General features: G+C 62.7%; 23 protein-coding genes. 12 read left to right on the top strand and 11 right to left on the bottom strand.

The window, feature by feature from the left end; translation table 11 throughout:
- Positions 1–2: 2 nt before the first annotated feature.
- The gene (gene tldD / locus IMX18_RS19750; protein WP_054573148.1) at positions 3–1,442 is read left to right on the top strand and encodes a metalloprotease TldD; all 1,440 of its coding nucleotides are present in this window, start codon (positions 3–5) and stop codon (positions 1,440–1,442) included.
- 118 nt (positions 1,443–1,560) lie between these two features.
- Here the strand turns inward: tldD and yjgA are convergent, their stop codons facing one another.
- A complete protein-coding gene (gene yjgA, locus IMX18_RS19745; RefSeq protein WP_003255152.1) occupies positions 1,561–2,082 on the bottom strand; it encodes a ribosome biogenesis factor YjgA in 522 nt (173 codons plus the stop codon).
- A gap of 108 nt (positions 2,083–2,190) precedes the next feature.
- Between yjgA and pmbA the strand changes: the two genes are divergently transcribed.
- The 4 genes from pmbA to IMX18_RS19725 all read left to right on the top strand — a co-directional run bounded on the left by pmbA (position 2,191) and on the right by IMX18_RS19725 (position 6,237).
- Positions 2,191–3,537: a metalloprotease PmbA gene (gene pmbA / locus IMX18_RS19740; protein WP_015269056.1), complete on the top strand. Its 1,347-nt coding sequence runs from the start codon at positions 2,191–2,193 to the stop codon at positions 3,535–3,537.
- Between the two features lie 242 nt (positions 3,538–3,779).
- On the top strand, positions 3,780–4,181 hold the full coding sequence (locus IMX18_RS19735) for a FagA protein (RefSeq protein WP_080604845.1): 402 nt from the start codon (positions 3,780–3,782) through the stop codon (positions 4,179–4,181).
- On the top strand, positions 4,174–5,550 hold the full coding sequence (locus tag IMX18_RS19730; protein WP_217190034.1) for a class II fumarate hydratase: 1,377 nt from the start codon (positions 4,174–4,176) through the stop codon (positions 5,548–5,550). Before IMX18_RS19735 ends, IMX18_RS19730 begins: the two co-directional genes overlap by 8 nt.
- Before the next feature lie 75 nt (positions 5,551–5,625).
- Positions 5,626–6,237, top strand: a complete 612-nt coding sequence (locus tag IMX18_RS19725; RefSeq protein WP_054573147.1) for a superoxide dismutase — start codon at positions 5,626–5,628, stop codon at positions 6,235–6,237.
- Positions 6,238–6,652: 415 nt separating this feature from the next.
- Here the strand turns inward: IMX18_RS19725 and IMX18_RS19715 are convergent, their stop codons facing one another.
- The 10 genes from IMX18_RS19715 to IMX18_RS19670 all read right to left on the bottom strand — a co-directional run bounded on the left by IMX18_RS19715 (position 6,653) and on the right by IMX18_RS19670 (position 13,665).
- Positions 6,653–6,925 carry an HPr family phosphocarrier protein gene (locus IMX18_RS19715; RefSeq protein ID WP_013971075.1) on the bottom strand — a complete coding sequence of 91 codons (273 nt, stop codon included), beginning with the start codon at positions 6,923–6,925 and terminating at the stop codon, positions 6,653–6,655.
- 19 nt (positions 6,926–6,944) lie between these two features.
- Entirely contained in the window at positions 6,945–7,799 is an 855-nt protein-coding gene (rapZ, locus tag IMX18_RS19710) for an RNase adapter RapZ (protein WP_013971076.1), read from the bottom strand.
- Positions 7,800–7,801: 2 nt separating this feature from the next.
- Entirely contained in the window at positions 7,802–8,266 is a 465-nt protein-coding gene (ptsN, locus tag IMX18_RS19705; RefSeq protein WP_015269060.1) for a PTS IIA-like nitrogen regulatory protein PtsN, read from the bottom strand.
- A gap of 12 nt (positions 8,267–8,278) precedes the next feature.
- Positions 8,279–8,587, bottom strand: coding sequence for a ribosome hibernation-promoting factor, HPF/YfiA family (gene hpf, locus IMX18_RS19700; RefSeq protein WP_003255135.1), 309 nt, complete (start codon positions 8,585–8,587; stop codon positions 8,279–8,281).
- A 79-nt stretch (positions 8,588–8,666) separates the two neighbouring features.
- The gene (locus tag IMX18_RS19695; protein ID WP_054573146.1) at positions 8,667–10,160 is read right to left on the bottom strand and encodes an RNA polymerase factor sigma-54; all 1,494 of its coding nucleotides are present in this window, start codon (positions 10,158–10,160) and stop codon (positions 8,667–8,669) included.
- 175 nt (positions 10,161–10,335) lie between these two features.
- The gene (lptB, locus tag IMX18_RS19690; protein WP_015269062.1) at positions 10,336–11,061 is read right to left on the bottom strand and encodes an LPS export ABC transporter ATP-binding protein; all 726 of its coding nucleotides are present in this window, start codon (positions 11,059–11,061) and stop codon (positions 10,336–10,338) included.
- Positions 11,062–11,586: a lipopolysaccharide transport periplasmic protein LptA gene (gene lptA / locus IMX18_RS19685; RefSeq protein WP_015269063.1), complete on the bottom strand. Its 525-nt coding sequence runs from the start codon at positions 11,584–11,586 to the stop codon at positions 11,062–11,064. It abuts the gene before it with no gap.
- Positions 11,573–12,145 carry an LPS export ABC transporter periplasmic protein LptC gene (lptC, locus tag IMX18_RS19680; RefSeq protein ID WP_003257918.1) on the bottom strand — a complete coding sequence of 191 codons (573 nt, stop codon included), beginning with the start codon at positions 12,143–12,145 and terminating at the stop codon, positions 11,573–11,575. The genes lptA and lptC overlap by 14 nt, the downstream gene beginning before the upstream one ends.
- An 8-nt stretch (positions 12,146–12,153) precedes the next feature.
- Positions 12,154–12,678 (bottom strand): KdsC family phosphatase, encoded by a 525-nt coding sequence (locus IMX18_RS19675; protein WP_015269064.1) that lies wholly within the window; start codon positions 12,676–12,678, stop codon positions 12,154–12,156.
- 12 nt (positions 12,679–12,690) lie between these two features.
- The gene (locus tag IMX18_RS19670) at positions 12,691–13,665 is read right to left on the bottom strand and encodes a KpsF/GutQ family sugar-phosphate isomerase (RefSeq protein ID WP_003257920.1); all 975 of its coding nucleotides are present in this window, start codon (positions 13,663–13,665) and stop codon (positions 12,691–12,693) included.
- Positions 13,666–13,913: 248 nt separating this feature from the next.
- On the opposite strand from IMX18_RS19670, the gene IMX18_RS19665 reads away from it, so the two are divergent.
- The 7 genes from IMX18_RS19665 (at position 13,914) to murA (ending at position 18,607) form a co-directional block, all read left to right on the top strand.
- Positions 13,914–14,723 carry an ATP-binding cassette domain-containing protein gene (locus tag IMX18_RS19665; protein ID WP_012270662.1) on the top strand — a complete coding sequence of 270 codons (810 nt, stop codon included), beginning with the start codon at positions 13,914–13,916 and terminating at the stop codon, positions 14,721–14,723.
- Positions 14,723–15,520, top strand: a complete 798-nt coding sequence (gene mlaE / locus IMX18_RS19660) for a lipid asymmetry maintenance ABC transporter permease subunit MlaE (protein WP_013971083.1) — start codon at positions 14,723–14,725, stop codon at positions 15,518–15,520. Before IMX18_RS19665 ends, mlaE begins: the two co-directional genes overlap by 1 nt.
- A complete protein-coding gene (gene mlaD, locus IMX18_RS19655) occupies positions 15,520–16,005 on the top strand; it encodes an outer membrane lipid asymmetry maintenance protein MlaD (RefSeq protein WP_003257921.1) in 486 nt (161 codons plus the stop codon). Before mlaE ends, mlaD begins: the two co-directional genes overlap by 1 nt.
- A 9-nt stretch (positions 16,006–16,014) precedes the next feature.
- A complete protein-coding gene (locus IMX18_RS19650) occupies positions 16,015–16,662 on the top strand; it encodes an MlaC/ttg2D family ABC transporter substrate-binding protein (RefSeq protein WP_003257922.1) in 648 nt (215 codons plus the stop codon).
- Complete coding sequence (locus IMX18_RS19645) at positions 16,659–16,961, top strand: STAS domain-containing protein (RefSeq protein ID WP_015269065.1); 303 nt, start codon at positions 16,659–16,661, stop codon at positions 16,959–16,961. The genes IMX18_RS19650 and IMX18_RS19645 overlap by 4 nt, the downstream gene beginning before the upstream one ends.
- 117 nt (positions 16,962–17,078) lie before the next feature.
- Complete coding sequence (locus IMX18_RS19640; protein ID WP_003255121.1) at positions 17,079–17,318, top strand: BolA family protein; 240 nt, start codon at positions 17,079–17,081, stop codon at positions 17,316–17,318.
- 23 nt (positions 17,319–17,341) lie between these two features.
- Positions 17,342–18,607, top strand: coding sequence for a UDP-N-acetylglucosamine 1-carboxyvinyltransferase (murA, locus tag IMX18_RS19635; protein WP_013971085.1), 1,266 nt, complete (start codon positions 17,342–17,344; stop codon positions 18,605–18,607).
- The last annotated feature ends 41 nt before the right edge of the window (positions 18,608–18,648 follow it).

Below are 18,648 nucleotides of genomic sequence, written 5' to 3'. Positions count from 1 at the left end.
CTATGAGCCAGATGTTATCCACCGTCAGCGAGCAGCTCCTGGCCCCAGGCGGCTTGACCCTGGACAGCCTGCAGAGCGTGCTGGGTGAGTTGGCCGGCCCCGGCATCGATGCCGCCGACCTGTATTTCCAGGGCCAGATCTCGGAAACCTGGGCGCTGGAAGACGGCATCGTCAAAGAGGGCAGTTTCAACCTCGACCAGGGCGTGGGCGTGCGTGCCCAGTCCGGTGAAAAGACCGGCTTTGCCTACAGCAACGCAATCAACCTCGAAGCGCTGACCTCGGCCGCCCGTGCCGCCCGTTCGATCTCGCGTGCCGGGCAGAACGGCAAGGTGCAGGCCTTCCGCAGCCAGGATGTGACCGCGCTTTACCCGGCGGACAACCCGCTGGATGTGCTCAGCCGTGCCGAAAAGGTCGAACTGCTCAAGCGTGTCGACGCCGCCACCCGCACCCTTGACCCGCGTATCCAGCAGGTCAGTGTGAGCATGGCCGGGGTCTGGGAACGCATCCTGATCGCTGCGGCCGATGGCAGCCTGGCCGCCGACGTGCGCCCGCTGGTGCGCTTCAACGTCAGCGTAATCGTCGAGCAGAACGGCCGCCGCGAGCGTGGCGGGCAGGGCGGTGGCGGGCGTACCGACTACCGCTTCTTCACCGAAGAACGGGTCATGGGCTATGCCCGCGAAGCGCTGCGCCAGGCCCTGGTGAACCTGGAGGCGATCCCGGCACCGGCTGGTACCCTGCCGGTGGTGCTGGGTTCGGGCTGGTCGGGCGTGCTGCTGCACGAGGCTGTCGGCCATGGCCTGGAAGGTGACTTCAACCGCAAGGGCAGTTCGGCGTTCAGCGGCCGCATTGGCGAGAAGGTGGCGTCGAGCCTGTGCACCATTGTCGACGACGGCACCCTCGAAGGCCGCCGTGGCTCGCTGAGCGTGGATGACGAAGGCACCCCGACCGAGTGCACCACATTGATCGAGAACGGTGTGCTCAAGGGCTACATGCAGGACAAGCTGAATGCGCGCCTGATGGGCATGGCGGTGACCGGCAACGGCCGCCGCGAATCCTACGCGCACCTGCCGATGCCGCGCATGACCAACACCTACATGCGTGCGGGCGAAAGCGACCCGCAGGAAATCATCGCTTCGGTGAAGAAGGGTATCTACTGCGCCAACCTCGGCGGTGGCCAGGTGGACATTACCAGCGGCAAGTTCGTGTTCTCGACCAGTGAGGCCTACCTGATCGAAGACGGCAAGATTACCGCGCCGGTGAAGGGGGCGACCCTGATCGGCAACGGGCCGGAGGCGATGAGCCGGGTGTCGATGGTCGGTAACGACCTGGCGCTGGACAGCGGGGTAGGGACTTGCGGCAAGGACGGGCAGTCGGTGCCGGTGGGGGTCGGGCAGCCGACCTTGAAGCTGGATGCGATCACCGTGGGCGGTACAGGGGCGTGATGGCTTCAGGGACCGCTTTGCGGTCCATTCGCAGCACAAGGCTGCTCCTACAGGGATCGCGTATTTCTGTAGGAGCCGCCTTGTGCTGCGAATGGGCCGCAAAGCGGCCCCATGGCGATCAGCGCAATCCGCGCTGCAGCTCGTCGAGATCGCGGATGTACTTGAACACCTTGCGCGCGGCGGCAGGCGGCTTGTTCCGGGCCTTCTCGTGCTGGGCATGGCGTACCAGCGAGCGCAGCTGCTGGCGGTCGGTGTCGGGGTATTCGTTGACGAAGCGTTCGAGGTCTTCGTCGTTACCGTCGATCAACCGGTCGCGCCAGCGCTCCAGGCTGTGGAAGCGCTCATTGTACTGGCGGGTCGAGCTGTCCATCTGTTCGAGCAGAGCGTGGATGGCATCCAGGTCCTGCACGCGCATCAGCTTGCCGACAAACGACATGTGGCGTTTGCGGGCACCGTGAGCGGTGTGCTTGCTGGCTTCGGCCAGGGCCTTGCGCAGCTCGTCGGTCAACGGCAGGCGAGCCAGGGTATCGGCCTTGAGCGTGGTAAGGCGCTCGCCGAGTTCGACCAGCGCATGCAGCTCGCGCTTGATCTGGGTTTTGCTTTTTTCGCCGTCGAAGGCGTCGTCGTTTGAATCAACCATGGTGGCAGTCCGCTAGAAATCGCCGCCATGATAACCAGTCGGGGGCCGCTTGTCCGGCCCGGTCGTAGAATGACCCTCGCCGAACGCAGAATTTGAGTGGAGAGAACCATGAGTGCAGTCCAGAGCGTAGGTCCGAAGGACCTGCCAGCATTGCAGGAGCAGGTCGAGGCGATCATCGCCGAGGCGCGCCGCCAGGGGGCCAGCGCCTGCGAAGTGGCGGTGTCGCTGGAGCAGGGCCTGTCCACCACGGTACGTCAGCGAGAGGTCGAGACGGTCGAGTTCAACCGCGACCAGGGCTTTGGCATCACCCTCTATGTGGGCCAGCGCAAAGGCTCGGCCAGCACCTCGGCCAGTGGCCCGGAAGCGATCCGCGAAACCGTCGCCGCGGCCTTGGCGATTGCCAGGCATACCTCCGAGGACGAATGTTCCGGCCTGGCCGACGCAGCGTTGATGGCCCGCGATATCCCGGACCTGGACCTGTACCACGACTGGAACCTCGAGCCAGAGAAGGCCATCGAGATGGCCCTGGCCTGCGAAGCGGCGGCGTTCGACGCCGACCCGCGTATCCTCAATGCCGACGGTACCACCCTCAATACCCACCAGGGTTGCCGCGTGTATGGCAACAGCCATGGTTTCATCGGTGGCTACGCCTCGACCCGGCACAGCCTGAGCTGTGTGATGATCGCCGAAGGCGACGGCCAGATGCAGCGTGACTACTGGTACGACGTGAACCGGCAGGGCAACCTGCTGGCCGACCCGCGTAGCATCGGCATGCGCGCTGCCCAGCGTGCAGCCAGCCGTCTGGGGGCGCGGCCGGTGCCGACCTGCGAGGTGCCGGTGCTGTTCTCGGCCGAGCTGGCCGGTGGCCTGTTCGGCAGTTTCCTGTCGGCCATCTCCGGCGGCAACCTGTACCGCAAGTCGTCATTCCTGGAGGGGACCATCGGCCAGCGCCTGTTCCCCACCTGGCTGACCCTCGACGAGCGCCCGCACATTCCGCGGGCACTGGGCAGTGCCGCATTCGACGGCGATGGCCTGGCTACCTATTCCAAGCCGTTCGTCGACAAGGGTGAGCTGGTGTCGTACCTGCTGGGTACCTATTCCGGGCGCAAGCTGGGTTTGCCAAGCACGGCCAATGCCGGCGGCGTGCACAACCTGTTCGTCAGCCATGGGGTCGAAGACCAGGCGGCGCTGATCCGGCGCATGGGCCGAGGGCTGCTGGTGACCGAGTTGATGGGGCATGGCCTGAACATGGTGACGGGTGATTATTCCCGTGGCGCGGCGGGCTTCTGGGTCGAGAATGGCGAGATTCAGCACGCGGTGCAGGAAGTGACCATTGCCGGGAACATGAAGGACATGTTCCAGCAGATTGTCGCGATCGGCAGCGATCTTGAGACCCGCAGCAACATTCACACCGGTTCGGTGCTGATCGAGCGGATGACTGTGGCTGGTAGCTGATCCACAGCCTTTACCGCCCTCTTCGCGGGTAAACCCGCTCCTACAGGTACTGCACAAGACTGAGCCTTATGCGATTCCTGTGGGAGCGGTTTTACCCGCGAAGAGGCCGGTGCAGGCACTACAGAATTTTCAATGAAACCAAAGACCCGGCCCCCGCGCCGGGTTTTTTGTTCCATCAGCTTCCTATTGAAGTGATTCTATTTATCATTTAATAATTAATATCATTATCCAGTAACCCGGCGATGATGTTCATGAAACCCGTCCTCCGCGAACTGCCCTACCTGGAAAACTGGCGCTGGCTCAGCCGACGCATCCGCTGTGCGCTCGAGCCCGACGAACCGCGCCTGATCGAGCATTACCTGGCTGAAGGCCGTTACCTGGTGTGCTGCACCGAGACTTCGCCATGGACGGTGGCGCTGACCTCCTTCCGCCTGCTGCTGGATACCGCCTGCGACCGCATGCTGCCCTGGCATTGGCGCTGCCTGTGCCTGGACCAGGCCTGGCGCCCATTGCTGGACCTGCGCAACCTCGACCGCGAGGCACAGAGCCAGCGCTGGCAGCCCTACGCCCTGCAGTTGGCCAATTGCCGCCTGCTGCCGTCGATTTCTCCCGATGAACTGATGCAAGGATTTGATGATGAGTGATACCCGTATCGAGCGTGACAGCATGGGCGAACTGCAGGTGCCGGCCCAGGCCCTGTACGGTGCCCAGACCCAACGCGCGGTCGACAATTTCCCGATCAGCGGCCAGCGCATGCCGGCCCAGTTCATTCGTGCACTACTGCTGGCCAAGGCTGCCGCGGCCAAGGCCAACGTCGAACTGGAACAGTTGTCGACCGCGCAAGGCCAGGCCATCGTAACGGCAGTCGAGCAACTCCTGGCGCGTGACTTCATCCAGCATTTCCCGGTGGATGTGTTCCAGACAGGCTCTGGAACCAGCTCGAACATGAACGCCAACGAGGTGATCGCCACACTGGCCAGTCGCGTGCTGGGTGAGGCCGTCAACGCCAACGACCACGTCAACTGCGGCCAGAGCAGCAACGACATCATCCCGACCACGATTCACGTCAGCGCCGCCCTGGCCTTGCACGAGCAGCTACTGCCCGCCATGGCGCACCTGGTACAGGTGATCGAGGCCAAGTCGGCACAGGTGCATCAGTACGTGAAGACCGGCCGCACCCACCTGATGGACGCCATGCCGGTGCGCATGAGCCAGGTGCTGGATGGCTGGGCGGCACAGATCAATGGCGCCAAGGCACACATCGAAGCGACCCTGCCTAGCCTGCAGGCGCTGGCCCAGGGTGGCACGGCCGTGGGTACCGGCATCAACGCCCACCCGCAATTCGCTGCTGGTTTCGCCCGCCACCTCAGCGGCCTGACCCAGGTCGAGTTCACCCCCGGGCAGAACCTGTTCGCCCTGATCGGCTCGCAGGACACCGCAGTGGCCCTGTCCGGCCAGCTCAAGACTGCCGCCGTGGCGTTGATGAAGATTGCCAACGACCTGCGCTGGATGAACTCTGGCCCGCTGGCCGGGCTGGGCGAAATCGAGCTGCAAGGCCTGCAGCCGGGCTCTTCTATCATGCCTGGCAAGGTCAACCCGGTGATTCCAGAGGCCACCGCCATGGTCGCCGCCCAAGTGATCGGCAATGACGCCACCATCGCCATCGCTGGCCAGTCCGGCAACTTCGAGCTGAACGTGATGCTGCCGGTGATCGCCCGCAACCTGCTGGAGAGCATCGAACTGATGGCCAACGTTAGCCGCCTGCTGGCCGACAAGGCCATCGCCAGTTTCAAGGTCAACGAAAGCAAGCTCAAGGAAGCCCTGGCACGCAACCCGATTCTGGTCACGGCGCTGAACCCGATCATCGGCTACCTCAAGGCCGCCGAAATCGCCAAGACCGCTTACAAGCAAGGCCGTCCGATCATCGACGTGGCGCTGGAACACACCGACCTGTCGCGTGACCAGCTGGAAGCGCTACTGGACCCGGAAAAACTCACCGCCGGTGGTATCTGACACTGAGTCACGGCCCAAGCGTCAGCGGTGGCCGCGTTGGTCATCGCCCAACCCATGCCTACGGAATTCACTGATATGCCCCATACCTTGCCTGCACTGCCTTACGCTTACGCTGCGCTGGAACCGCACATCGACGCGCAGACCATGGAAATCCACCACACCAAGCACCACCAGACCTACGTCACTGGCCTCAACGCCGCCATCGAAGGCACCGAGTGGGCTGAGTGGCCGGTGGAAAAACTGCTCGGCGCGGTCGGGCAACTGCCGGAAGACCTGCGTGGTGCGGTGACCAACCATGGCGGCGGGCACGCCAACCACAGCCTGTTCTGGACCGTGATGTCGCCGCACGGCGGGGGAGAGCCGCAGGGCGCTCTGGCGCAGGCCATCGACGCCCAACTGGGCGGCTTCGATGCCTTCAAGGAGGCCTTCACCAAGGCTGCGCTGACCCGCTTCGGCAGTGGCTGGGCCTGGCTCAGCGTGACCCCGCAGAAAACCCTGGTAGTGGAAAGCAGCGGCAACCAGGACAGCCCGCTGATGCACGGCAACACGCCGATCCTCGGCCTGGACGTGTGGGAGCATGCCTACTACCTGAAGTACCAGAACCGTCGTCCGGAATACATCGGTGCCTTCTACAACGTCATTGACTGGGCGGAAGTGGAGCGCCGCTACCTCGAAACCCTGAAGTGAGTCTCCCCGGTATGCGCTCCCAGATGATGTCTGTCAGCCGCGTGCGCCTGTTTCGCCTGTTTCGCCTGGCGCTCGGGACTTTGCTGTTGCTGGCAGGCACTGCGTTGCTATTGGCGCGCGGCTTCGCCTGGTTGGACCTGGCCTGGCCCGCTTGGGGATGTTCATCGGTTTGCGCCGGATGATGGGGTGTTCACCGGCTTCGCTGTGGGAGCGGCTTTAGCCGCGAACATCGGCGCAGCCGGTGCCATGCACCGCGTTGGATTCTTCGCGGCTAAAGCCGCTCCCACAGGGTACGCGTACCGCTTGCGGATTCAGTTCTCTACGCGACAGCGCAGCCAAAAGGACTGGGCAATCTCCTAAAGGCTTTTTTGTGCAAAAAAGCTGTTCCCACACGGACCGTGCGGGCCTGCGAACTTTATTCGCCTTCGTCGAAATAATTGTTGATCAGTTCGACCAGCGCTGCCATGGCATCGTCGTCCTGCTCGCCTTCGGTATGCAGGTGCACCTGGGTGCCTTTGCCGGCCGCCAGCATCATCACCGCCATGATGCTCTTGCCATCCACCAGCTTGTCCGGCGCACGGCCAACCCTGACCTGGCAGGGGAAGCGGCCGGCAACGCCGACGAACTTGGCTGCCGCCCGGGCATGCAGACCCAGCTTGTTGATGATGGTGATTTCACGGGCGGGCATCGTGGGGCGGATCCTTGGGCTAGAGGTCGCGGTGGCGGACCTGGACGTTTTTCAGGGATTGCTGCAACAACTGGCCAAGGCGTTCGGTGATGTACACCGAGCGGTGGTGGCCGCCGGTGCAGCCAATGGCAATGGTGACGTAGGCACGGTTGCTGGCAGCGAAGCGGGGCAGCCACTTGAGCAGGTAGCTGGAAATGTCGTTGAACATCTCTTCGACATCCGGCTGTGCGGCCAGGTAGTCGATCACCGGTTGGTCGAGGCCGGAGTGCTCACGCAGCTCGGGCTTCCAGTAAGGGTTGGGCAGGCAGCGCACATCGAACACCAGGTCGGCATCGACCGGCATTCCTCGCTTGAAACCGAACGACTCGACCAGGAACGCGGTGCCAGGCTCGGGCTGGTTGAGCAGGCGCAGCTTGATCGAATCACGCAGCTGGTACAGGTTCAGGCTGGTGGTGTCGATCTTCAGGTCGGCCAGGTCTGCAATCGGCCCCAGCAATTCGCTTTCCACCCGGATCGCTTCCGCGAGCGAGCGGTTGGCGTTGGTCAGCGGGTGGCGTCGGCGGGTTTCCGAGAAACGCTTGAGCAGTACGTCTTCGTCGGCATCCAGGTACAGCACGTCGCACTGGATATGCCGGGCGCGGGCTTCTTCGAGCAACTCGGGGAAACGCGTCAGGTGGCTGGGCAAGTTGCGCGCGTCGATCGACACGGCGACCTTGGGTTGCTGCAACTCGGTGTTGATCAGCGCATTTTCCGCCAGTTGCGGCAGCAGCCCGGCGGGCAGGTTGTCAATGCAGTAGAAACCGTTGTCTTCCAGGACATCGAGGGCGGTGCTCTTGCCGGAGCCGGACCGGCCGCTGACGATGATCAGGCGCATGTTCAGTGCTCGTTCTGTACGTCCAGGACAACCTGGAACAGGGCCTCGCTGCTGGTGGCCGCACGCAGGCGATCACGGACCTCCTTGCGATCGAGCATGCTGGCAATCTGGCGCAGCAATTCCAGATGGGCATCGGTGGCGGCTTCTGGCACCAGCAGGACGAACAGCAGGTCCACCGGCGCGCCATCGATGGCGTCGTAGTCGATAGGCGCTTCCAGGTGCAGCAGGGCGCTGACCGGAGCGGAACATCCTTCAAGCCGGCAGTGCGGGATGGCGATGCCGTTGCCGAAACCGGTCGAACCGAGTTTTTCCCGGGCGACCAGTTTTTCGAAGACGTCTTGCATCTCCAGTTCGGGCACTTGTTCGGCGATGACGGTGGCGACCTTTTCCAGGGCGCGCTTCTTGCTGCCGCCCGGCACGTTCACGAGGGAACGGCCGGGGGTCAGGATGGTTTCAAGTCGGATCATGGATGAGGGGGATCAGCGGGCAGCTGCACCTTGCAGCAGGCTTTGCTGTTTTTCCTTGTGTTTTTTCAGTTGGCGGTCGAGCTTGTCGGCCAAGGCGTCGATCGCTGCATACATGTCTTCGTGTTCGGCGTTGGCAACCACTTCGCCGCCGGGAATCTGCAAGGTCGCCTCGACCTTTTGCTGCAGCTTCTCGACTTTCATGATGACCTGCACGTTGGTGATCTTGTCGAAGTGACTTTCCACGCGAGCGAGCTTTTCAAGCACATAATCGCGCAGTGGCTGGGTGACTTCTACATGCTGTCCACTGATATTGACTTGCATACAGCTTCTCCTTTGTTGCCCGTGCATAAAGAGGCAGGTCTTGCACCTGCCCCACAAACGCTGTGGCACATCTCAGGGGCTACATCAGTCGCTTGCGCTCGCTCGACGGTGCGATGCCGAGGGACTCGCGGTATTTGGCGACGGTGCGACGGGCTACCTGGATGCCTTGTGCCTCCAGTAAACCAGCGATCTTGCTGTCACTCAATGGCTTTTTCTGATTTTCCGCCGCAACCAGTTTCTTGATGATCGCGCGGATCGCCGTAGACGAGCATTCTCCGCCTTCGGAGGTGCTGACGTGGCTGGAGAAAAAGTATTTCAGTTCGTAGATGCCACGCGGGGTGTGCATGTATTTCTGCGTGGTTACCCGCGAAATGGTCGACTCGTGCATGCCCACCGCTTCGGCAATGTCATGCAGTACCAACGGCTTCATCGCTTCGTCGCCGTGGTCGAGGAAGCCGCGCTGGTGCTCGACGATCTGCGTGGCCACCTTCATCAGGGTTTCGTTGCGGCTTTGCAGGCTCTTGATGAACCAGCGCGCTTCCTGCAGCTGGTTGCGCATGAAGGTGTTGTCGGCGCTGGTGTCGGCCCGGCGCACAAAACCGGCGTACTGCGGGTTGACGCGCAGGCGCGGAATGGCCTCCTGGTTCAGCTCCACCAGCCAGCGGTCGCTGTCCTTGCGCACGATGACGTCGGGCACCACATACTCGGGCTCGCTGGACTCGATCTGCGAGCCGGGGCGCGGGTTGAGGCTTTGTACCAGCTCGATGACCTGGCGCAGCTCGTCTTCCTTGATTTTCATGCGACGCATCAGCTGGCTGTAATCACGGCTGCCGAGCAGGTCGATGAAGTCGGTGACCAGGCGCTTGGCTTCCGTCATCCACGGGGTGCTGGCGGGCAGCTGACGCAATTGCAGCAACAGGCATTCGCCAAGGGTGCGGGCGGCAACGCCTGCTGGCTCGAACTGCTGGATGCGGTGCAGAACCGCTTCGACCTCGTCCAGCTCGATATCCAGCTCCGGATCGAAACCGGCGCAGATCTCCTCGAGGGTGTCTTCCAGGTAGCCCTGGCCGTTGATGCTGTCGATCAGGGTGACGGCGATCAGGCGGTCGGTGTCGGACATCGGAGCCAGGTTCAGTTGCCACAGCAGGTGGCTTTGCAGGCTTTCGCCGGCCGATGTGCGGGTGGTGAAGTCCCACTCGTCGTCGTCGTTGCTCGGCAAGCTGCTGGCACTGGTCTGGTAGATGTCTTCCCAGGCGGTGTCGACCGGCAGTTCGTTGGGGATGCGCTCGCTCCATTCACCGTCTTCCAGGGTGTCGGCACTGGTGGTGCTTTCCTGGAAGCTGTTGTCCTGGACTTCGGCGGCCGGCTTGTTCTCGGCGTTGTCCGCCATCGGGTCGCTGTTGTCGAAGTCGTCGCCGTCTTCCTGACGTTCGAGCATCGGGTTCGACTCCAGCGCTTCCTGGATTTCCTGTTGGAGGTCCAGGGTGGAGAGCTGGAGCAGGCGGATGGCCTGTTGCAACTGCGGTGTCATCGTCAGTTGCTGGCCCATTTTTAGGACGAGCGATGGTTTCATGGCTGGGGCTTAATACCTTGTTCGCCGGCGCGCATGCGCCATCCACTACACGAGGGCGCCGGGGCGCCAGATCAAGCAAGTTTTATGCCTTAAATTGTAGCGTTTGCCTAGAGTACCGTAACACTTTACCCCAGGTTCCAGGGCGATTTGCCAGTACTCCAGGCGCGTGCCGGGCTCAGAGCCGGAACTCGTGGCCCAGGTAAACTTCTTTGACCAGGTCGTTGGCCAGGATGGTTTCGGCGTCGCCTTCGGCGATCAGTCGGCCATCATTGACGATATAGGCGGTTTCGCAGATATCCAGGGTCTCACGCACGTTGTGGTCGGTGATCAGTACACCGATGCCCTTGGCCTTGAGGTGATGGATGATCTGCTTGATGTCGCCGACCGAAATCGGGTCGACACCGGCAAACGGTTCGTCCAGCAGGATGAACTTGGGTGCGGTCGCCAGTGCGCGGGCAATTTCCACGCGGCGGCGCTCACCACCGGACAGGCTCATGCCGAGGTTGTCGCGAATGTGGCTGATGTGGAATTCCTGCAGCAGGCTTTCCAGCTCTTTGCGCCGGCCGTCGCGGTCGAGTTCCTTGCGGGTCTCGAGGATGGCCATGATGTTGTCGGCCACCGACAGCTTGCGGAAGATCGAGGCTTCCTGCGGCAGATAGCCGATGCCCGCGCGGGCGCGACCGTGCATGGGCTGGTGGCTGACATCGAGGTTGTCGATCAGCACGCGCCCCTGATCTGCCTGGACCAGGCCGACGATCATGTAGAAGCAGGTGGTCTTGCCGGCGCCGTTGGGGCCGAGCAGGCCGACGATCTGGCCGCTGTCGATAGACAGGCTGACGTCACGTACGACTTGCCGCCCCTTGTAGCTCTTGGCCAGGTGCTGGGCTTTGAGGGTTGCCATTTACTCGGCCTTCTTCTTGGGCTGGATCACCATGTCGATACGCTGACGCGGCGAGGTCACGTTGCCACCACGACCGGCGGTCGCCACCTGGGTCTGGGTGTTGTAGACGATCTTCTCGCCTTCGGTGGTGTTGCCTTCGTTCTCGACCTTGGCGCGGTCGGTGAGTATCACCATGTCCTTCTGCGACTGGTACTGGATGGTCACCGCCCAGCCTTTCATCTTGTCCGGCTTGGCTGCGCTCTGCTGCTGCTCGAAGTAGGCCAGGTTGCCCACCGAGGTCACCACGTCGATGTCGCCGGAGGCGGAACGGGTGATGGTCACGGTGTTGCCTTTGATCATCATCGAACCCTGGGTGATGATCACGTCGCCGGTGTAGGTGGCCACGCCCTGCTTGTCGTCCAGGTGGGCGTTATCGGCCTGGATGCGGATAGGCTGGTCACGGTCATTCGGCAGGGCGAGGGCGCTCGCGCTTCCCAGTGCTGCGCTCAGGCTGAGCAAAAGGGGGAGGGTTTTAACGAGCCTCATACTGTCCTCTTACGTTAGAGAGCAAGTCCATCTTGCCTTCTTTCAAATACGCTTTCATTCCTTTGCCCGTAGTTGTGCCACCGGCGCCGTCGATTCTAACGGCTTGCTCGGTCTGCGCATATTGCTTCTGCGGGAACACGGTCATGCGTGAGCTGGTAATGATCATTTCACGCTGCTTTTCGTCGGTGCGGGCGACCCGTACGTTGTCGATCAGTTCGACTTCGCTGCCGTCCGGGTTGACCTCGGCGCGGGTGCTCTGTACGTGCCACGGGTATTCGGTACCGCGGTACAGGTGCAGGTCCGGCGTGGTCAGCAGGGTGATTTCGCTGGCTTTCAGGTGTTCGACCTTGTCAGCGGTCATTTCGTACTGCAGCTTGCCGTCGGGCAGGAACTGCACGCTGTGGGCGTTGACTGCGTAGTAGTCGATGGCGCTTTCGTCGACCTGGGCCACAGGCTTGTCGAGGAAGCTTTCCGGGCTGACATTCCAGTAGCCGATCGCCACCAGCAGGGCGGCGATCACCGCGAGCAGCGCAATGTTGCGGGCTTTCTTGCTGAACATGGGCAGCCTTACAGGTAGTTGGCGTTGGCAGCGTCCAGGGTGCCCTGGGCCTGCATGATCAGTTCGCAGAATTCACGGGCCGCACCTTCGCCGCCACGTGCCTGGGTCACGCCATGGGCGTGCTGGCGAACGAACGGCGCGGCGTTGGCCACCGCCATGCCCAGTGCGACCCGGCGGATCACCGGCAGGTCGGGCAGGTCGTCGCCAAGGTAGGCCACTTGAGCATAGCTCAGGCCCAGTTCGGCGAGCAGGCCGTCCAGCACCACCAGTTTGTCCTCGCGGCCCTGGTACAGGTGCGGGATGCCGAGGTTCTTCGCCCGGCGCTCGACCACCGGGGTCTTGCGCCCGCTGATGATCGCGGTGGTCACGCCCGAGGCCATGAGCATCTTGATGCCCTGGCCGTCGAGGGTGTTGAAGGTCTTGAACTCGCTGCCGTCCTCGAGGAAGTACAGACGCCCGTCGGTGAGCACGCCGTCCACGTCGAACACTGCCAGCTTGATTTCCTTGCCGCGTTGCATGAGGTCCTGGTTCATTCCATCGCTCCTTTACATCACGCCGGCGCGCAGCAGGTCGTGCATGTTCAGGGCGCCGGTGGGGCGGTCCTCGCGGTCCACCACCACCAGAGCGCCGATCTTGTGGTCTTCCATGATCTTCAGGGCCTCGGCCGCGAGCATTTCGGCGCGGGCCGTCTTGCCGTGCACGGTCATGACCTGATCGATCAGGGTGGTGTGGACGTCGATGTTGCGGTCCAGGCTGCGGCGCAGGTCGCCGTCGGTGAAGATCCCGGCCAGCTTGCCGTCGGCTTCGACGATCACGGTCATGCCCAGGCCTTTGCGGGACATTTCAAGGAGTGCGTCCTTGAGCAGGGTGCCGCGGGGCACCTGGGGCAGTTCGTCGCCGGCGTGCATCACGTTCTCCACCTTGAGCAGCAGGCGGCGGCCCAGTGCACCACCCGGGTGCGAGAAGGCAAAGTCCTCGGCGGTGAAGCCGCGGGCTTCGAGCAGGGCAATGGCCAGCGCGTCGCCCAGCACCAGCGATGCGGTGGTGGAGGAGGTGGGGGCCAGGTTCAGCGGGCAGGCCTCTTGTTCGACGCGGGCGTCGAGGTTGACCTCGGCAGCCTGGGCCAGGGGCGAGTCCGGGTTGCCGGTCAGACTGATCAGCTTGATGCCCAGGCGCTTGATCAGCGGCAGCAGGGTGACGATTTCGGCGGTGCTGCCGGAATTCGACAGGGCAAGGATGACATCATCGCGGGTGATCATGCCCATGTCGCCATGGCTGGCTTCGGCCGGGTGCACGAAAAATGCCGGTGTGCCGGTGCTGGCCAGGGTGGCGGCGATCTTGTTGCCGATGTGCCCGGACTTGCCCATGCCGACCACGACGACCCGGCCCTTGCTGGCCAGGATCAGTTCGCAGGCCTTGACGAAATTGTCGTCGATGCGCGCCAGCAGGGCCTCTACGGCCTCGAGTTCCAGGCGCAGGGTGCGTTGGGCGGATTGGATCAGCTCGCTGGATTGGCTCATGTCGAAAAAGCAATGCCTGATGAAAAGGCGGCGATTATAGCTGCAATGAAAGAAACCCTCACGCTTTCGATTGCCGTGGTGAATGTCTCGCCAGCCTGTCGCAGGGCTGAACGACTCGCTAGCCGACCTTGGGGCGGCGCTGTCAGCGGTGCTATAGTTCGCCGCTATTCGGCCTGCCAGGGGCGCTTGTGCCTTCCAGATGGAGGCCGACGTCCATTAGGACGAGGCTGCACCAGCAAGGAGTCTAGATGAGTGTGGATAGCGCCTACGCGGTCGAGTTGAAGGGGGTTACCTTCAAACGTGGTTCGCGCAGCATTTTCAGCAACGTCGACATTCGCATCCCGCGCGGCAAGGTCACCGGTATCATGGGGCCATCGGGTTGCGGCAAGACCACGTTGCTCCGCCTGATGGGCGCGCAGTTGCGCCCCTCCAGCGGTGAGGTCTGGGTTGCCGGGCAGAACCTGCCGACGTTGTCGCGCAGCGACCTGTTCGACGCCCGCAAGCAAATGGGGGTGCTGTTCCAGAGCGGCGCGCTGTTCACCGATCTCGATGTGTTCGAGAACGTCGCGTTTCCGCTGCGCGTGCACACCCAGCTTTCGGACGAGATGATCCGCGATATCGTGCTGATGAAGCTGCAGGCCGTGGGGCTGCGCGGTGCCATCGACCTGATGCCCGACGAGCTGTCCGGTGGCATGAAGCGCCGTGTGGCGTTGGCCCGTGCGATTGCACTGGACCCGCAGATTCTCATGTACGACGAACCGTTCGTCGGCCAGGACCCGATCGCCATGGGTGTATTGGTGCGTCTGATCCGCCTGCTCAACGATGCCTTGGGTATCACCAGCATCGTCGTTTCCCACGACCTGGCGGAAACCGCCAGCATCGCCGACTACATCTATGTCGTAGGTGATGGCCAGGTGCTGGGCCAGGGGACGCCTGACGAGCTGATGGGCTCGGACAACCCGCGGATTCGCCAGTTCATGAAGGGCGACCCGGACGGCCCGGTGCCTTTCCATTTTCCTGCGCCTGACTACCGCGCCGACCTGCTGGGAGCGCGTTGATGCGCAGAAAATCCTTACTCGAACGTGTCCGCCTGCTGGGGCGCTCGGCCATCGACGTATTGGCGGTGCTGGGGCGCTCCTGCCTGTTCCTGTTCCATGCGCTGATCGGCCGTGGCGGCATCGGCGGCGGCTTCCAGCTGCTGACCAAGCAGCTGTACTCGGTGGGCGTGCTGTCGCTGGCGATCATCGTTGTGTCCGGGGTGTTCATCGGCATGGTGCTGGCGCTGCAGGGCTTCAGCATCCTGACCAAGTACGGCTCGGAGCAGGCGGTGGGGCAGATGGTCGCCCTGACCCTGCTGCGTGAGCTCGGCCCGGTGGTAACGGCGTTGCTGTTCGCCGGCCGTGCCGGTTCGGCGCTGACCGCAGAAATCGGCAACATGAAGTCCACCGAGCAGTTGTCGAGCCTTGAAATGATCGGCGTCGACCCGCTCAAGTACATCGTCGCGCCGCGCCTGTGGGCCGGTTTCATCTCGCTGCCGTTGCTGGCGCTGATTTTCAGCGTGGTCGGCATCTGGGGTGGATCGTGGGTGGCGGTGGACTGGCTGGGCGTCTACGAGGGCTCGTTCTGGGCCAACATGCAGAACAGTGTTTCGTTCACCGACGACGTGCTCAACGGGCTGATCAAGAGCCTGGTATTTGCCTTCGTCACGACCTGGATCGCCGTATTCCAGGGGTACGACTGTGAGCCCACCTCAGAAGGGATCAGCCGTGCCACCACCAAGACCGTGGTCTATGCCTCGTTGGCAGTGCTGGGTCTGGACTTTATTCTGACCGCCTTGATGTTTGGAGATTTCTGATGCAAAACCGCACCCTGGAAATCGGTGTCGGCCTGTTCCTCCTGGCCGGGATCCTGGCGCTGCTGCTGCTGGCCCTGCGTGTCAGCGGGCTGTCGGCCAGCCCGAGCAGCGATACCTATAAAGTTTATGCCTACTTCGACAATATCGCCGGTTTGACGGTCAGAGCTAAAGTGACCATGGCCGGTGTGACCATCGGCAAGGTTACCGCCATCGATCTGGACCGCGACTCCTACACCGGTCGGGTGACGCTGCAGCTGGACAAGTCGGTGGACAACCTGCCGACCGACTCCACTGCCTCGATCCTGACCGCCGGGTTGCTTGGCGAGAAGTACATCGGCATCAGCGTGGGCGGTGAGGACCAGGTGCTCAAGGACGGCGGGACCATCCACGACACCCAGTCGGCACTGGTGCTGGAAGATCTGATTGGCAAGTTCCTGCTCAACTCCGTTGGCAAGGAACCGAAAGAAGCGCAACCGGCTAATTAAGGAGTTTCCATGATTTCCATCCTGCGACGTGGCCTGCTGGTCCTGCTGGCAGCCTTCCCCCTGCTGACCGTGGCTGCGCAGACGCCACACGATGTGGTTCAGGGCACCACCACTGAACTGCTGGGCGACCTCAAGGCCAACAAGGAACAGTACAAGTCCAACCCCAATGCCTTCTACGATGCGCTGAACCGCATCCTCGGCCCGGTGGTGGACGCTGACGGTATTTCCAAGAGCATCATGACCGTCAAGTACTCGCGCAAGGCCACCCCCGAGCAGATGCAGCGCTTCCAGGAAAACTTCAAGCGCAGCCTGATGCAGTTCTATGGCAATGCCCTGCTCGAGTACAACAACCAGGGCATCACCGTCGACCCGGCCAAGGCTGATGACGGCAAGCGCGCCAGCGTTGGCATGAAGGTCACCGGCAACAACGGTGCCGTGTATCCAGTGCAGTACACCCTGGAAAACATCGGTGGCGAGTGGAAGGTGCGCAACGTGATCGTCAACGGCATCAACATCGGCAAGCTGTTCCGCGACCAGTTCGCCGACGCCATGCAGCGCAATGGCAACGACCTGGACAAGACCATCGACGGCTGGGCCGGTGAAGTGGCCAAGGCCAAGCAGGCCGCCGACAACTCCCCGGAGAAGACCGTCAAATGAGTGAGGCCGGTGTAAGCATGGCCGAGCCGGGCGTGCTGCGCCTGGCCGGCGTGCTGGACTACCGCAGCGGGCCGGTCCTGCGCAAGCAGGGCAAGGCGCTGATCGCGGCCTGCCGCGAGGCGCAGCTGGTGCTCGATTGTTCGGCAGTGCAGCGTTCCACCAGTGTCGGCCTGTCGTTGCTGCTGGCCTTCATGCGCGATGCCCAGGCCGCAGGCAAGGGTTGCCAGGTGCGCAGCATGCCAGACGACATGCGGGAAATTGCCGAGGTCTATGACCTCGATGAAGTGCTGGCAACCTGATGGCCCGGCACGGATGATGGCCCCTCGGTCAGCGAAGCCCTCGTTGGGCTTCGCAGGCGAGGGGCTTTTTTGTATGATGGCCGACCCGTGCGCATCGGGCGCCGATTGAGGTTGAGCATGCAGGCCGTAGAAGTTAAAAGCTTCCTTGAAGAGAAATTGCCGGGTTCCCGGGTCGAAGTTGAAGGCGAAGGCTGCAACTTCCAGTTGAACGTGATCAGCGACGAGTTGGCTGGCCTGAGCCCGGTCAAACGCCAGCAGGCGATCTATGCTCACCTGAATCCGTGGATCGCCAATGGCAGCATCCATGCGGTAACCATGAAATTTTTCAGCAGCGCAGCCTGGGCTGAGCGCACCTGAGCCAACGTGGCGGCGAGATTCCAATGGACAAACTGATTATTACTGGCGGCGCTTGCCTTGATGGCGAGATCCGCATTTCGGGCGCGAAGAACGCAGCCTTGCCAATTCTGGCGGCGACCCTGCTGGCCGACGGCCCGGTCACCGTGGGCAACCTGCCGCACCTGCACGACATCACCACCATGATCGAGCTCTTCGGCCGCATGGGCATCGAGCCGGTGATCGACGAAAAGCTGGCGGTCGAGATTGACCCTCGCACCATCAAGACACTGGTTGCACCTTACGAGCTGGTCAAGACCATGCGCGCCTCGATTCTGGTGCTGGGCCCGATGGTTGCCCGTTTCGGCGAGGCCGAAGTGGCCCTGCCTGGCGGTTGCGCCATTGGTTCGCGCCCGGTCGACCTGCACATCCGTGGCCTCGAGGCCATGGGCGCGAAGATCGAAGTCGAAGGCGGCTACATCAAGGCCAAGGCACCTGAGGGTGGCCTGCGCGGTGCGCACTTCTTCTTCGACACCGTCAGCGTGACCGGTACCGAGAACATCATGATGGCCGCTGCCCTGGCCAAGGGCCGCAGCGTACTGCAGAACGCCGCCCGCGAGCCGGAAGTGGTCGACCTGGCCAACTTCATCAACGCCATGGGCGGCAAGGTCCAGGGCGCTGGTACCGACACCATCGTCATCGATGGCGTCGAGCGCCTGCACTCGGCCAACTACCGCGTGATGCCGGACCGTATCGAGACCGGTACCTACCTGGTTGCCGCTGCCGTGACCGGCGGCCGCGTCAAGGTCAAGGACACCGACCCGACCATCCTTGAAGCCGTACTGGAAAAACTCAAGGAAGCCGGCGCCGACATCAACACTGGCGAAGACTGGATCGAGCTGGACATGCACGGCAAACGGCCGAAAGCCGTCAACCTGCGTACCGCCCCGTACCCGGCGTTCCCGACCGACATGCAGGCGCAGTTCATCTCGCTCAACGCCATTGCCGAAGGCACCGGTGCAGTGATCGAGACGATCTTCGAAAACCGCTTCATGCACGTCTACGAAATGCACCGCATGGGCGCGCAGATCCAGGTCGAAGGCAACACTGCCATCGTCACTGGCGTCAAGGCGCTGAAGGGTGCCCCGGTAATGGCCACCGACCTGCGTGCTTCCGCCAGCCTGGTGCTGTCGGCGCTGGTAGCCGAAGGCGATACCCTGATCGATCGCATCTACCACATCGACCGTGGTTACGAGTGCATCGAAGAAAAACTGCAGATGCTGGGCGCGAAGATCCGTCGCGTACCGGGCTAGTCGTCTGCCTGGTGCATCCTGTGGGGGTGGGATTTGCCCGC

Source organism: Pseudomonas shirazica, assembly GCF_015168335.1.
GTDB lineage: Bacteria > Pseudomonadota > Gammaproteobacteria > Pseudomonadales > Pseudomonadaceae > Aquipseudomonas > Aquipseudomonas asiatica.
The sequence above is the reverse complement of the archived record's forward strand: the minus strand, read 5'-3'. Positions and strand labels throughout refer to the sequence as shown.